9 protein-coding genes are annotated in these 15,266 nt (G+C 60.7%); 3 read left to right on the plus strand and 6 right to left on the minus strand.

Features of this window, described 5'->3' with window-relative positions; all coding sequences use genetic code 11:
• Positions 1 to 7: 7 nt before the first annotated feature.
• On the minus strand, positions 8 to 2,551 hold the full coding sequence (locus OHL16_RS08850; RefSeq protein ID WP_263366750.1) for a TonB-dependent receptor: 2,544 nt from the start codon (positions 2,549 to 2,551) through the stop codon (positions 8 to 10).
• A 321-nt stretch (positions 2,552 to 2,872) separates the two neighbouring features.
• Between OHL16_RS08850 and OHL16_RS08855 the strand changes: the two genes are divergently transcribed.
• Positions 2,873 to 5,644: an MGH1-like glycoside hydrolase domain-containing protein gene (locus OHL16_RS08855; protein ID WP_263366751.1), complete on the plus strand. Its 2,772-nt coding sequence runs from the start codon at positions 2,873 to 2,875 to the stop codon at positions 5,642 to 5,644.
• A gap of 110 nt (positions 5,645 to 5,754) precedes the next feature.
• Here OHL16_RS08855 and OHL16_RS08860 read toward each other — a convergent pair whose 3' ends face one another.
• Positions 5,755 to 6,582 (minus strand): rhomboid family intramembrane serine protease, encoded by an 828-nt coding sequence (locus OHL16_RS08860; RefSeq protein ID WP_263366752.1) that lies wholly within the window; start codon positions 6,580 to 6,582, stop codon positions 5,755 to 5,757.
• A 38-nt stretch (positions 6,583 to 6,620) separates the two neighbouring features.
• On the minus strand, positions 6,621 to 8,153 hold the full coding sequence (locus OHL16_RS08865; RefSeq protein WP_317891051.1) for a M28 family metallopeptidase: 1,533 nt from the start codon (positions 8,151 to 8,153) through the stop codon (positions 6,621 to 6,623).
• Between the two features lie 154 nt (positions 8,154 to 8,307).
• Between OHL16_RS08865 and OHL16_RS08870 the strand changes: the two genes are divergently transcribed.
• Complete coding sequence (locus OHL16_RS08870) at positions 8,308 to 8,508, plus strand: hypothetical protein (protein ID WP_263366753.1); 201 nt, start codon at positions 8,308 to 8,310, stop codon at positions 8,506 to 8,508.
• Between the two features lie 87 nt (positions 8,509 to 8,595).
• Positions 8,596 to 8,985 (plus strand): carboxypeptidase-like regulatory domain-containing protein, encoded by a 390-nt coding sequence (locus OHL16_RS08875; protein WP_263366754.1) that lies wholly within the window; start codon positions 8,596 to 8,598, stop codon positions 8,983 to 8,985.
• A gap of 109 nt (positions 8,986 to 9,094) precedes the next feature.
• On the opposite strand, the gene OHL16_RS08880 is transcribed toward OHL16_RS08875, so the two are convergent.
• From OHL16_RS08880 to OHL16_RS08890, 3 genes are all read right to left on the minus strand, one after another.
• Positions 9,095 to 12,592 carry a TonB-dependent receptor gene (locus tag OHL16_RS08880; RefSeq protein ID WP_263366755.1) on the minus strand — a complete coding sequence of 1,166 codons (3,498 nt, stop codon included), beginning with the start codon at positions 12,590 to 12,592 and terminating at the stop codon, positions 9,095 to 9,097.
• Between the two features lie 332 nt (positions 12,593 to 12,924).
• On the minus strand, positions 12,925 to 13,272 hold the full coding sequence (locus OHL16_RS08885) for a cupin domain-containing protein (RefSeq protein WP_263366756.1): 348 nt from the start codon (positions 13,270 to 13,272) through the stop codon (positions 12,925 to 12,927).
• 103 nt (positions 13,273 to 13,375) lie between these two features.
• A complete protein-coding gene (locus OHL16_RS08890) occupies positions 13,376 to 14,992 on the minus strand; it encodes an acyl-CoA carboxylase subunit beta (RefSeq protein WP_263366757.1) in 1,617 nt (538 codons plus the stop codon).
• Between the last annotated feature and the right edge of the window lie 274 nt (positions 14,993 to 15,266).

Here is a 15,266-nt window from a genome sequence, read left to right on the forward strand (position 1 = left end):
AGCTGACCTAAAATCGATAGCCGAGAGAGAACTGAAGCTGACGGCCCGCAAGAGCTGCGGTTGGTTGCCCAAAGCGCGGCGAGCTAAGGGTCCCTATATAGCTGGTGTAGTTGGTACGGTTGAGGACGTTGAAGGCGGAGACACCGGCGGAGAGGACTCTGGCTTTGTCGTCCCTGGCTTTGGTGAGAAAGAAGTCGTGGCTGTAGAGCAGATCAAGCGAAGCGACTCCGCCGCTCTCGAGTGTGTTGCGGCCGACGCCAGTGGGACGCGCGTTGCCGAGGCCGGTATGAAAGTAGTCGTCGCCGGTGGTTTCGGTGTAAGGAAGTCCTGAGTACAGTGTGGCGTTGACGCCCAGCGAGAGCCAGTGGTCGGGATTGATGTTGCCCATCAGGTTGAAGCGCTGAAGACGGTCCTGATCGGAGCGGCCCCACTCGTCATTTGGATGGTACTGGTCCTGGGGAAAGATTTTGATGCCGCCTGTGTTGCCTTCGAAGCGCGAGAGCGTGTACTGGGCCTGCCCTGAGAACCAACGTCCAGCCTGACCGCGGAACGAGAGGTCGAGTGCGTTCAAAAGCGTGCGGCCTCCAGACTCGATCTGCTGGATCTGACCGTAGCTCGGGTTGGGGCGCGGATAATCGGCGGTGAGGCTGGCATTTGGCGGAAGGATGGGAGCGTTCGCGTCGCGGGAGCGAAAGCTCTTGATCTGGACCTGTCCCCGATAGGCAGCGGTCAGGGTGATGGACTTATGCAACTGCCGCTCCACGCCGAAGCTGTACTGAATCGCATACGGAGTTCGTACGTGAGGATCAAAACGGACCAGGTTCGTCGGAAGGTTGCTGCCGCTCGCCCCCGAGGAGGAAGGGAACGAGGGGTTTTGAATTTGCACGGAGTGAAGCACTACGCCGTCATGAAGCTTGACTATGGAGGGAAAATCGCCGCCAGTGCGGTCGTAGAAGACTCCAGTGCCCACGCGGACGATTGTTTTTCCCGTGCCGGGCGCGTATGCAAGTGAGACTCGCGGCGCGAGATTGTTGTTGTCCGGGATGAAGGTCTGCCAGTCGTAACGAAGTCCCAGTGAGAGCTGCAGTCTTGGACTGAGCTTCACCTGGTCATGAATGAAAGAGCTGAACTCATTGATCCAATACAAGCCGCGTCCTACTCCCTGCTGTGCGGTAAAGACGTAAGGGGCGTTGCCGGCGTAGCTCGCCAGAGAAGAGAACTTGAAGGTGCCGAGACGATTGCTGTGGTCGTCGACGGCGCGGCGGCTGAACTGGGGCAACTGGACGCCTGCACGGATATAGTGCTTCCCGTGACTCCAGGTAACGACTTCGTTGACGTGGATTGTGTTCTCCGTTTTGGCGACGTCAGCCTGCGCTCCGCCGCCGATGAAAGAGCCGCTGACCTGGATGGATTGCGCGTCGGTCACGCTCTTAGTGACGTCCTCATCCTTCTCAAAGGTGATTTGAAGCTGATTGATGAGATTGGGCGTAATGATGATGCGGTCGTTGATGATGGCGTCGTCTTCGCGGGAGATCTGGTTGTAGCCAGCCTCCGGGAGAGTGATGCCGCCCACGCCCTGGTTGGTGTAGTAGCTGCCTTCGACGTTGTAGCCCAGCGATAGCCGGTGGTTGGCCGAGAAGTCGTGGGTGACGCGCATGGAGGCCTGATAGTCGCGGTTGGTGGTGAGCACGTTCTCGATGACAGGGCCGTTGGGGCTGATGGCGTCGACGACCACGCCGATGTTGCGTGGGCGGAACGTGCCGGAGGAGATGAAGCTGGTGTGGCCGCCGTGTCCGACGGGCCCGGCGACGTGGCCCTCGAAGATGCGGTGGGACTTAGGCGGCTTGACAGTTGCGGGGTAGTACTTCGCGTTGAAGATGGAGTCGCGGAAGGTGAAGTTGGCTTCGCCGTGGAAGATGGGGGAGCCGGGCTTGGTGATGATCTCGATGCGTCCTCGGCTGGGGCGGGAAAATTCGGCCGAATAGGGATCGTTGTTGACGCGAACTTCCTGGATAGCTGAGACCGAGACACCTGCGTTCTTCATCTCGACGCCGTCGACGATGATGGTGGTGCCCCCGGAGGAGCCGGCGGAGGCGTCGAGGAACGGCGTGAGAGCTGCGATGTAGTCCTGGTCGAAGACCGGCAGCTTGCGAAGTTCGTCTCCCGTGGTGGTGATTGTGTCTCGATTCGCAGAGGCGTCTGTGGAAAGCGACTGGTCGGCCCCCACGGTCATCTCCTGCGAGACGGCTTCGGCGCTGAGCGCGACTTGGATTCCGGAGACGTTGCCGGTGACGTGAAGTGGGAGAGTTCGCGAGGCGAATCCAGAATAGGCAGGAACTACGAGGGAGAAGTTGCCGCCAGGAACCCTGAGAAGGCCGAAATCTCCTTTCGGATCCGTCTGGGAGTGGCTGACGAGCGCTCCATCAGATGTCTCTAGCTGAACCGTTGCTCCGGAGATTCCGGCGCCAGTAGGGTCCAGAACAGATCCACGTACAGAAAAAGCAGTCTGGGCTAAGCCCCACTGGGCTCCGCCGAGGACCACAAGCGTCATGCAGCGAAGCCTCAAGCTCATATACGAATGCTAGCGATCGAGCATTAAGTAAGGCTGAAGAAGCGAAAGGCCCGGACCATCTTGCGCAATATGCCCGAGTGAAGAAGACGCATGGAGGATGCACTCCTGGCCGATTAGCAATGCCGGAAGATGCACGAGTTGCATCTGAAGACTGTGGTGCGGAGTAAGCGTACGGCGAAGGAAGTCGGGTAAATTGTTCGCGCTTGATGAGACTGTTGTGTTTTTGGGGGATTAGGATGTTGTCGGGTGCTCGCGCGAAATGGGCCCGTCGCGCATGGGCTAAAACCGGTGGAGGGACCGATGATAACTGACGAACAGCGAAGGCTGAACGAGGATGCTGCGAAGCTGGTTCCCTGGAAGAAGTGGGGACCTTACCTGAGTGAGCGGCAGTGGGGAACGGTGCGGGAGGACTACAGCGCGGATGGGAATGCGTGGAACTACTTCACGCACGACCAGGCGAGGTCGCGAGCGTATCGGTGGGGTGAGGACGGCATTGCCGGAGTGTGCGACAACCATCAGGTGATGTGCTTTGCGATTGCCCTGTGGAACGGCAAGGACCCGATTCTGAAGGAACGGATGTTCGGGCTGACGAACAGCGAGGGCAACCACGGCGAGGATGTGAAGGAGTACTACTTCTACCTGGACAGCACCCCGACGCACTCCTACATGAAGTATCTGTACAAGTATCCGCAGGCGGCTTACCCGTACAACGACCTGGTTCAGACGAACAGGCAGCGCGGGAAGGGAGAGCTGGAGTACGAGTTGCTGGACACGGGCATCTTCAACGAAGACCGCTACTTCGATGTGTTTGTGGAGTATGCCAAGGCGGGCGTGGAGGACATGGGAGTCAGGATCAGCGTGGTGAACCGAGGGCCGGAACCGGCGACATTGCATCTGCTGCCGACGCTGTGGTTTCGCAACACCTGGATGGGGTCGAATGCGGGGAGCAAGCCGGGACTGAAGGGGAAGAAGGGAGATGGGTTTAGTGTGATCTTGGCGCATCTGACCGACCCGCTGTTCCAGGAGTCGCTGGCGGATTACTGCCTGTACTGCGAGGGCGATGCGCCGCTGCTGTTTACGGAGAATGAGACCAATAATATGAAGCTGTTCGGTACGCAGAACGCTTCGCCGTATGTGAAGGATGCGTTCCACAACTTTCTAGTGCATGGGCAGGCCGATGCGGTGAATCCGGCGATGGAAGGGACAAAGGCTGCTCCGCACTACACGCTGAACGTTGGAGCAGGCGAGACCAGGGTCGTGCGGTTGCGGATGGTGCGGGCGAGTGAGAAGACGGAGGCGAAGCCGTTTGCAAACTTCGACTCGGTATTTGCGGATCGGTTGAAGGAGGCGGACGCATTCTACGCGAGCATTACCCCGGCCGCGGTGAAGGCGGATCCGGATCGTGCGCTCGTGATGCGACAGGCGCTGGCGGGGATGTTGTGGAGCAAGCAGTACTTCTACTATGACCTGAATGTGTGGCTGAGAGAGCACAAGGTTGGGCCATGGAGCTCTCCGGAGGTTCGCGAGAGCGTGCGCAATGGCGAGTGGTTCCACATGTACAACGACGACATCGTCTCGATGCCGGATAAGTGGGAGTATCCGTGGTATGCGGCGTGGGACCTGGCGTTTCACATGCTTGCATTCCAAGTGGTGGATCCGGAATTTGCGAAGGAACAGCTGAGGCTGATTCTGCGGAACGACTATATGCACCCGAACGGACAGATGCCGGCGTATGAGTGGAATTTCAGCGATACGAATCCGCCTGTGCATGCGTACGCGACGATGCAGATATACATGAGCGACAAGGAGCGGAACGACGGCAAAGGGGACCTGGAGTTTCTTACGTATGCGTTCTCGAAGCTACTAGTGAACTTCACGTGGTGGCTGAACCGGAAGGATCGCTCGGGGAACAATCTGTTTGAGGGCGGGTTCCTTGGGCTGGACAATATCGGCGTGTTCGACCGGAGCGCGCCGATTCCGGGTGGGGGGCATCTGGAACAGGCGGATGGGACAGCGTGGATGGTGTTCTTTAGCCAGCAGATGCTGAGGATTGCGGTGGAGCTGGCGCTGCACTACCCGATTTTCGAGGAGTTCGTTTCGAAATTCTTCGAGCACACGATGTGGATTGCTGGGGCGATGGACCGGATGGGCAAACAGCAAGACGCGATGTGGGACGATGAGGATGGCTTCTTCTACGATGTGCTGCGGCTGCCGGATGGACAGTCGTTCCGATTGAAAGTGCGGTCGATGGTGGGACTGCTGCCGCTGACGGCAGTGGCGATCTTCGAGGAAGACCTGCGGGAGAAGCTGCCAACCTTCGTTAAGCGGGCGAACGAGTTTATGGAGCGGCATCCTGAGCTGGCGGCAAACCTGCATATGCCCGGCGCGCCGGGATTGGCGGGGAGACGGATGCTGGCGACGGTGAATGAAGACAAGCTGCGCCGCATATTGACGAAGATGCTGGATGAGAACGAATTCTTCGGGCCGTATGGGATACGGGCGCTGTCGCGCTACCACGCGGAGCATCCGTTTGTGTTCTCCATTGCGGGCCAGGAGTCGAGGGTTTCGTACCTGCCGGGGGATTCGGATAGCGGGATGTTTGGGGGGAACTCGAACTGGAGGGGGCCGGTGTGGATGCCGGTGAACTTCCTGCTGTATGTGGCGCTGATGCGACTGGGCGCGTACTACGGCAACTCATTCACGGTGGAGTGCCCGACAGGTTCAGGAAAGCAGATGAATCTGTTTCAGGTGGCGAAGGAGCTGGGAGAGAGGCTGATTGGGACCTTTGCGAGAGATGGCGAAGGCAGGCGGCCGGTGTTCGGAGGCGCGGAGAAGTTCCAGACGAATCCGTACTGGCGCGATAATGTCCTTTTTTATGAGTATTTCCAGGGCGACAATGGGGCGGGAATCGGCGCGAGCCATCAGACGGGATGGACCGGATGCATTGCGCGGGTCATTCAGGGAAATGGGGTGTATGACGAGAAGTATCTCGGCGAACGTGATATCGAACGGCTGGCGATAAGGATAGGGCAGGGCCTCGAGGAGAAGACGGCTGCCGCGATGACGAAGTAGCTTCGTTGTGGATTGCGCCGTAGGGGCGCGGTTAGTTTATCCAGCGCATGTCAGGCGGCCGGTTGCTGGCTGCCTCTTCAGCGATGCCTCTCTAGTTCGGCGATGACTTTCTAATTCATCCAGCGCTTGTCGTTGGGGTCGCGGCGCAGCTCATCGGGGTCAACATAGCGGCCGTCCTTGTCGAAATGGACCTCGCGGTTCTGCTTCCGCATGTAGACCTCGAACTTGCGGGCTGCACGGCGGCGCTTCCAGCGGTAGTAACCGTTGCGAATACCGAAGAAGCGCTCCGAGACACCGAATGCAAAGCCGCGACGTGGAGCGAACCGCACGAAGAGGAAGCCGCAGAAGCCTCCCGAAAGCTGCATCAGCGCGCCGAAGCTGTTCGCCTGTTTGAGCAGCGTAGCGACCGCGATGAGAATGTAGATCGCGACCAGGTACTTCGCCTTGACGCGGATCAGAAACCAGAGGTAGAACTCCTGGTCGCCGAAGAGCATCGCAATGGCGACGAGCAGGCCGAATACGCCGGTCCAGGCGCTGCCCGCGACGACATCCGGCCGCATGCCGAAGATGTGGGTAAAGGAGACAGCCGTGGCGATGGCCGCTCCGCCGATGACTGAGCTCCAGTAGAGCTCGGCGAGCCAGCGGCTGCCATAAGCGCCCTCGAGCAGAGCGCCGGTGAACCACAGCGTAAGCATGCTGAAGACGATAGAGAGGATACCCTGATCGATCACAGAGTAGGTGGCGAGCTGCCACACCTCTCCGTGCACGACAGCCAGCGGCTCCAGGATGAGGTGGCGCAGGAGCATGCTGCCAATGGACGACGACACCCACGCCACGATGGCCAGCGCGAAGAAGACTCCGACGTTGAGCAGAACGAGCCTGCGCGTAGCGCCACTGAAGGGCGGTAAGGACAACGTGGTGGGACTGGACCGCGGCATCGTCTACCTCTATTTCACCACAGCGCCGGGAGGAGTGCTCAGGAGCGGGGTGGTGTCTGCAGTTGGCCGAAGTCCCGCGACGGGCGTGAGGGCATGGGCGTGACCGCGGGGCTGCGGTGGCCGGCCGCGTCGACACTGCGTACACCGAAGATTACGTTGTCTTTAGAGACGGGCAGCTTGATGCTGGTTCCCCGTCCCGCGCTCACAAAGGTCGTCCAGGTAGGGGAGTCGGTCGAGCGCCAGACGACCTCGTAGCTAGCTCCCGCGGGCATGCCAGCCGGCGCGCTCCAGGTGAGCTCGGTGTCGTTATCGAGCGCACTGGTCAGCACGCGGATATCCTGCGGCTTACCAGGAGCCGAGGCGAGCGTGGCAAGCGTCGCGGCGTTCATGCGCGCTACGCTCGCGACGTAGTTGAAGTCGACGTACTGCAGCAGGTCGCCATACTGGATACCGTCTTCGACGCGGACGTTCTGGTGCTGGTGGTTGAAGTTCTCGCGCCACTCGGTGAAGCGGACTGCGGCGAAGCCCTCGGCGTTGAAGCTGGTGTGGTCGCCTCCGCGAAGGAAGCGGTCGCGCCGGAAGATGAGCACCGGGTGAAACGCCGGCTCAAGCCTGATCGCGTTGCTGCGCGGGCGGCCGGGAGGCGTTCCGGCGTCAAGGCGGTGCTGCGTCGGAGCGAAGTACGTCGTGCTGACATCGGCGACGGCGCGGGCGAGCTCGCGCGAGGGCGAGTCGCTCTCAGCGCCGAGGCTGATGAGAGCGCGCGTCTGCTCTGGCGTAGCGGCAGCGGGAATCCCCTCGGAGAAGACGCGGACGGCGGACTTGTCCTGACCGGTTGCGCCGGGCGTAATGTCGCCTCCGACGATGTCGTTGTTCAAAACAGCCTCGAGCTGCCAGCCCTCGGACTTTGCAAGCTTTGCAAGATGGCGGCTGCCGTTGAGGCCTTGCTCCTCACCCGCGACCGCGACGAAGACGATGCTCGAGGGAAACTTCAGCTTCGAGAGGACACGCGCGCATTCAAGCGAGACGGCGACTCCGCTTGCGTCGTCGTTGGCGCCTGGAGCGGGATCGTGTGTGTTCAACGTGTCCGAATTGCGCGAGTCATAGTGGCCTGTGACGAGCACCATGCGCGCGGCCTGCGCGGGATCGCTGCCGCGAAGGATGGCGTAAACATTCGTGAGCTTCGTTGGCTTGAGAATGCGCGAGGCCGGGCCGGTCTGCGGCGGCTCGATGAACTCGTCACGCTTGACCTCAAGGCAGTTGCCGCAGTCGGCGGAGATACGCTCGAACTCGGACTCGATCCAGTCGGCGGCGGCGGTGACGCCTGTGCCAGGGTTGAGGTCGGTCTCCATGCTGGAGAGCGTGCTGCGGTTGTTGAAGCTGACGAGCTTCTCGATCGTGCCCCGAACGCCATCGGGCGAGACCTGGCGCAACGCCGCTGCGATGGCCGGATCGGCGGGCGCGGGCGCGACAGGAGCTCCTGCCTGCGCAAAGAGAACTGGTAAGCCGAACAGCATGGCAGCAGCAACCGGCAGGCAGCGGCCACCAAAAGAGCGAAGCTTCGTTTTCACCAAAGTCCTTCCTTTCTCGAAATCTACGGGCCACTGCCATCGTAACCTTGACGCGGAGCCGCCAGAACGCTAAAAAAATAGCGGACAGTTTGATGGCGCTTTCTCCTCTCATCCGGGAGGCGGTGCCGGACCCGAAGCCTAGAGGGGGGCGATCATGGCAGTTGTATGTCCGGAGTGCGATAACCCGATCGATGTCGACACCGACCAGGTGGAAGAGGGCGAGACCCTGCAGTGCGAGGAGTGCGGCGTAGATCTGGAGGTCGTCTCGATCGACCCGCTGGAGCTGGCTCCGATCGATGAGGCAGGCTACGACGACGAGGATACACCTCGCATGCGCGAGGAGGACGACGAGTAGCATTCGTCCGTCCAAATCCAAGTTGCACCTAAGTTGTAGCCACGTCTAAGCAGCTGCGCCTCAAGGAGTAGCCGTATACTTGACCGTATGAAAGCGTCCTCCTCTCTGCTTCGCTCTCTTGCCTGCAACGTGATTCTGGTTGGCTCCCCGCTGGCGGTGATCGCCGTCGCAGCGCACCCCGCTCCTGCGTTTGCGCAACACGGCCCCACGCAGCGCGTCGTTCAGGGCAAGGTGCTGGACAAGGCGAACGCCGGAGTGAACGGCGCGATCGTTTACCTGAAGGACACGCACTCCCTCGCGGTGAAGAGCTACATCTCCGATGACGTGGGCGGATACCGGTTCGGCCAGCTCGCCCAAAACACCGACTACGAGCTGTGGGCAGAGGCCAACGGCAAGAAGAGCCCGGTCAAGACGATCAGCTCGTTCGACAGCAAGAACGAGTTCGTTATCAACCTGAAGATCGATACCGGCAAGTAGGGGCTCGACTTGAGAACGTAGTTTGATTCGTTAGATCGCCGGACGTACTTACAAGCGAAAACGGGGACCGCTAATGCGGTCCCCGTTCCCGTTTGAGGTTGGTTGAGGGCTAGAATGTGAAGTTGACCTTCAGGCGGATGGAGCGACCCGCCTGCCAGCCGCTCGGCAAGCCGTACTGATTGCTGAGCACCAGAGGTCCACGATTGACTTTGCTGGAAGCAAGCCCATTGCCGTTGTTGGCAATCGTCTTCCAGTCATACCCGTTCTCGAGGATGCCATAGTTCGGGTTGCCGGCCGTCGACCCTGCAGGCAGGATGTAGTTGGCGCTGCTGCCACCGCTCGCGTTTGCGCGGGACTGGTAGACGGTTGCCGCCTTCTGGTTGAGGAGATTGGTAAACTGCGCCTCGAAGCCGAGCCTCCATGCCTCATGGGCGTCGCTGACGCGGTACGAGTCAGTGAGGGACAGATCCGACTGGGTGTACCACGGGGTACGGCGGGTGTAGGTTTTGCCGAAGACCCAGTTGCCGGTCGGTACGTCGCGGGTTATATCAATCCACTTGCCACGGCCCTCGACGTAGACGGGGTAGCTGCCGGCGGAGCCGTTGACGTCGGCGAAGGTACTGATAGGAGTACCCGAAGACGCCTGCTGGAAGAGACCGATGCTGGGCTCATTGCGCTTCCAGGTGCTGAACCGGTAGTAAGCAATGCCCTTGAAGGAGTTGGGACGATCCGTAGCCAGCAGACCATCGGAGGGCTTGCCATAGGCATCGAACTGGAACTGGGGTTCGTCGAAGGAACGGTTGTTGTTGGGATTGGCACGGGCACCGCCTCCGTCGGCGATATCGGTGCTGGTAAGACCGCTGTAGTTGCCGCGCAGACGGCTGTAGGTGTAGGCAAACTGACCGAACCAGTGCCGGGTGGCCGTCCTAGTCAAGCGGAACTCGACCGCGTCGTAGTTGCGCGCCGCCTTGGGCTGCAGCTTACAGGTGGGGCAGTTCGTGGTGGCTCCGCCGGCATCTGTACCGAAGCCGGGGTTGGCAATGATGAACGCCTCGCCGTCGGGTCCGATGTAGCCTACGTCTTCGATTACCCTATCGAGACGGCGGCGGGTGAAGCGGGACTCAACGGCCCAGTCGCGGCTGATCTGATAGGCGACCCCGGCAACTGCCTCGTGCTCCTTGTAGGGCTTGATGTTGGGGTCGACCGCGGCTCCCTGCGAAGGATCGTTCGATGGGATACGGAAGTCCTGGTTTTCGATGAAGCGCAGCCCTGACGGAGTCGAGCCGCCAGCGAAGTTCGCTTGAACAGCGGCCCCGCCCGTGGGGCAATAGTGCCCGGTTGCGTCCTTGACGGGCTTGACCTTGGAGAAGTCCGGCGTGTCGAGTGCGTAGACGCAATCGTGCCAGTAGTTGCCGCCGAAGGATCCGATGGCGAGGTTGAGCTTCATGACGTCGTAGAAGGCGGCGTAGCTCGCGTTGAGCTTGAGCTTGCCGTTCTGGAAGACATCCCAGGCGCCACCGATACGGGGAGCGATCTTGCTGCCCCAGCCGAAGTCGATGCCGGAGGGAAACTTGTTGTAGGAGGGCAGTTTCTCGTGCTCGAAGCGCACGCCTACGTTTGCCGTGAAGCCCTTCAAGACCTGCCAGGAGTCCTGGATGTAGAAGGCGTGGTTGTTGCTGCTCGCCTTTCCGGTGATCTCATTGCCATCGCGAATGTTGACATAGCCCCAGTTTCCCTGGCAGCCGCTGGAATTGCCGCCTGGAGTCCCATAGTTCGTAGTGTTCTGGGCAACAATGGTTGCGCAGTTCGCTGCACCCAGGGACGTACCCGGAGCGTAGGTATTTCCATAGGTGAGTCGGACGAGATCGTTGGTGAAGATCTGATTGACGTTCTCGTAGAAATGGCCGAACTGATAGCCACCCTTGAGGTTATGAGTACCGAAGAAGCCCTTCTTGAAGTAGGCGAGATCCTCATTGAACGTGGTGCGGGAGTTCGCGTTGTACTGATAACCCAGGTTCGTGCTGATGTTGTAGTTACCGCTCGACCTCACAGCATTCGGGTTCGCCGTACCGAGAGTTTGGGTCGACGTGACATCAAGAGGGGTTTGGGATGCCAAGGCGTTACCCACCCAGAGATAACGATCTCCCTGTGGAAGTCCGCGGTCGGCATAGTTCTGGAAGAAGTTGCCGAACCGCGTGGTCGAAACCAGATTGGAGGTGAGGGTGATGTCAGCTCCAGCCGTATAGATAACGTTGGGCGAGACTGAGCCGATGGCGCCCTGGTAAGAGTCAACCGGGTTTGCTGTCGCGGAATTGTACTGGCCGTAGATCGAGTCGGCAGTGGGGAAGTTACTGCCGGCCACCAAGTTACTGCCGGTCGTACGGTCAAAGGCGTATTGCCATCCACCGTAGAGGCGGATCTTTTCTGTGACCTTCAGGTCGACGCGGGCGGCGGTGAAGTAGGTCTGTTCGCTGTAGTTGAACTGGCGTATGCCTGGGCAACCGACCGCGGCGCAGTTGGGGTTTGTGAAGTTAACGATACGGCGCTGGGTCTGAACCAGGGGCGCGGAGGAAATCCACAGCCAGAGGCGGTCCTTCTTCAGATATCCACCTGCGTCGAAGCCAGGTTGAATGTACCGGAAGTGGTCTTTTTGGGGGGTATAGAACTGAGCAGCGTAATCGGAACGGGGAGCAACACCATTGCAATTCTTACTCGTTGTTCCAGCGGGGCAGTAAGTACCCAGCGGATCGGAGCGGAGAGTTACGCCCTGGTGGCTAGCGACGTTGTCGTACTGACTCAGAGGAGTTGTCGCATAGCTGGAGTCCATGGGGTCGCCCTCATAGTACATCCACACATTGCCATGCCAGGTGTTGCCGCCGCGCTTGCCGATAACGTTGACAACGCCGCCAAGCGCGCCGCCGTTCTCGGCCTCGATGCCGCCGGTCTTGACCTGAACTTCCTGGACGAACTCGAAGGGAACGTTTGCGGCCGACTTGCCGGTGACCATGCTGCCGGTCTCCATGCCGTTGACGAGGTAGGAATTCTCAGCCGTTGCGCCACCGTCGATCTGGAAGCCTCCCTGCAGCGGCTCGTTGCGTGCACCGGGGGCGAAGGCAATTACGGACTGGTAAGAACGGCCGCGGGGAGCGTAGTCGATCTCGTCTTTGCTGACGGTCGTCTGCTGACGCGACGAGGTCACGTCGATCACAGGCGTTTCGGCGCTGACTTCGACGACGGTCTGCTCGGAGCCGACCGAGAGATTTAGGTCCACGGTCGGGATACGGCCCGTCTGGAGGACGAGGCCCTCGCGCTTAAGCTCGGCGAATCCTGCCGCGGTGGCCAGAACGTTGTAGGTTCCCGGTGGAAGGTTATCGAAGCGATAGTAACCGGACTTGTCAGTGGAGATCGTCTTGATGCCGATGAGCTTATCGCCGCTGACGGTGACCGTGGCGCTGGCGATTGCAGCACCGGTCTTGTCCCTCACGGTGCCTTCGATTGAAGCGGTGGTTTCCTGCGCGTACGCAGCAGGTAGAAGGGCGAAAACGACTAGCAGAAGCGTCAGTGCGGAAGCAGCGCGGCGCGCCATCCGCACGATGGGAAGCATCATCTGTGGTACCTCTCAGAAAACAGGTTCCGGCCGAGATAGCTCCAAGCCGGAGGTGTTCCCCGTCCAATGTCCTTGGCCCATACTTTGCGAGCCGCAGTACATCGTGCGGGTTTGATACGCAGACACACGCGCGTGCTCTCGGGCACACTGCTGCTATGTCCGCTCATGCAGGAACGTTCGCTGGAACGCCCGCAGACAATTCAAGATATGCAGGTGAAACTACAGGGGCAAACAGAAAAGGTCAACAAGAATTTTCAATTAAATCCATTCTTGCGTTACTCTCTGCGCCCACCCCCGCCCACCAGCACCGGAACACCTCGTCCAGCTCCGCCCTAATTCTCCACGCGGTCGCCGTGGCTGGGAGGCTGGCTGGTGACGATAATCCGCACCAGTGAGGCGCTTCGGTTGATGGCCTGGTGCGCCTGGCCGGGCGAGACCTCGATTCCCTCCCCTGCGCGCAGGGTGAACTCATGGCGCTCGATCTCCATCGTGAACTCGCCTTCAAGCACAAAGAAGAACTGGCGCGCGCAGACGTGGTGGTGGCGCACCTCGCTGGTCCCGGGAGGCATGCTCTCTTCAATAATGCTGAGCTCGGGCGTGCGGACCAGGTACCAGCCGTCGCAGTTGTTGCCCCACGTGTAGTGCTCAGCGTTGGCAGCGGAGATAGGTTTGGAAGGCATGAACAAAAGGGTATAGGGAGTGGGGAATAGGGAGTAGTGAACAGATGTGAGTTTGGTCGAGTTTCGCTACTCCCTACTCCCTATCCCCTACTCCCTGCTTTCTTCACAGCGGTATATTCCCGTGCTTCCTCGGCGGATTCTTCTCCCGCTTGGTCGCCAGCATGTCGAGTGCGGTGTTGAGGCGGCGGCGCGTCTCGCTCGGGCGAATCACCGCATCGACGTAGCCGCGCTCGGCGGCGACATACGGGTTGGCGAAGCGCTCGCGGAACTCCTCGACCTTTTCCTTGCGGGCCTCGGCGAGGACTTCAAGCTTCTGCTCCTCGCTGAGCGAGACGCCCTGCGGCATCACGGCCTCGGCGCGGCGGAGGATCGCGTCGAGCTCGCGCTTGTAGACGATGTTGACCGCTCCCTCCGGCCCCATGACGGCGATCTCAGCCGTCGGCCACGCGAGGTTGACGTCGGTGCGCAGATGCTTGGAGCTCATGACGCAGTAGGCCCCGCCATAGGCCTTGCGCGTGATCACCGTGAGCTTCGGGACCGTCGCCTCCGCAAACGCATACAGCAACTTCGCGCCATGGCGGATGATGCCGCCGTGCTCCTGCCGCGTGCCGGGCATGAAGCCGGGAACGTCCTCGAAGGTAAGCAGCGGAATGTTGAAGGCATCGCAGAACCGCACAAACCGCGCCCCTTTGACCGAGGCGTCGATGTCGAGGACTCCTGCGAGCACGGCTGGCTGATTGGCGACGATGCCCACAGGACGGCCGTTCATGCGCGCGAAGCCGACGACGAGATTGCGCGCGAAGTGCTCGTGAACCTGGAAGAAGTAGCCCTCACCGCTCTCATCGCGGTCGACAATGCGCGTGATGACGTCCACCATGTCGTAGGGCTGGTTGCTCTCATCGGGGATGATCGTGTCCAGCGCGGCGTCGGCGCGGTCAGCCGGATCGTCGGTATGCTTGCGCGGCGGGTCGTCGAGGTTGTTCGACGGAATAAAGCTGACCAGCTCGCGGATCGTGGCGAGACAGTGCTGGTCGTCGTGCGCCATGAAGTGCGCAACGCCGGAGACCTCGTTGTGCGTCACCGCGCCGCCCAGCGCGTCCTTTGTCACGTCCTCGTGGAGAACGGTCTTGATGACGTCCGGCCCGGTGACGAACATATAGCTGGTGCGCTCGGTCATCAGGGTAAAGTCCGTAATTGCGGGCGAGTACACCGCGCCGCCTGCGCACGGCCCGAGAATCGCGGAGATCTGCGGCACCACTCCGCTCGAGAGCGTGTTGCGCAGAAAGATATCCGTGTAGCCCGCGAGCGAGACGACGCCTTCCTGAATCCGCGCACCGCCCGAGTCGTTCAGCCCGATGACCGGCGCGCCCACCTTCATGGCCATGTCCATAATCTTGACGATCTTGGCCGCGTTCGCCTCCGAGAGCGACCCGCCGAAGACTGTGAAGTCCTGCGCGAAGACGAAGACCACGCGGCCGTGGATGCGCCCGTGCCCGGTGATGAAACCGTCGCCGGGAACGCGCTGCTCGGCCATTCCAAAATCCGTTGCCCGATGGGTGACGAACTTGTCAGTCTCCTCGAAGCTGCCTTCGTCGAGCAGCAGGTCGATGCGCTCCCGCGCGGACAGCTTGCCGGCGGCGGCCTCACGTGCGCGGCGCTCCGGGCCTCCTCCCTCTTCGGCGATGGCATGGCGGGCAGCCAGCTCGGCAAGTCGGGTCATGTGCGGCGTAGCCTTTTGGTCGTGAGACACAGGATGCTCAGTAGCTGCCATAGGCAGCGATTTTAGCAGCGGAGCTGTTCATCGGTCTTTCGACTCACCGCTTGAAACAGCGTCCAACTGACCCGCTGACTCGCCGACCCGGCGCTCATCCGCGCCCTGTCCACATAGCTCCTGAGTCAGCCTCATCCGCGTCTCCACGTCTTCGGCGCCACTCGTCAGCCTAAGCAGCCGCGGACGATGAACTTGCGGCGCCCACCGCGTGCGGCTTGGCGCC

The organism is Edaphobacter bradus (assembly GCF_025685645.1).
Classification (GTDB): Bacteria; Acidobacteriota; Terriglobia; order Terriglobales; family Acidobacteriaceae; genus Edaphobacter; species Edaphobacter bradus.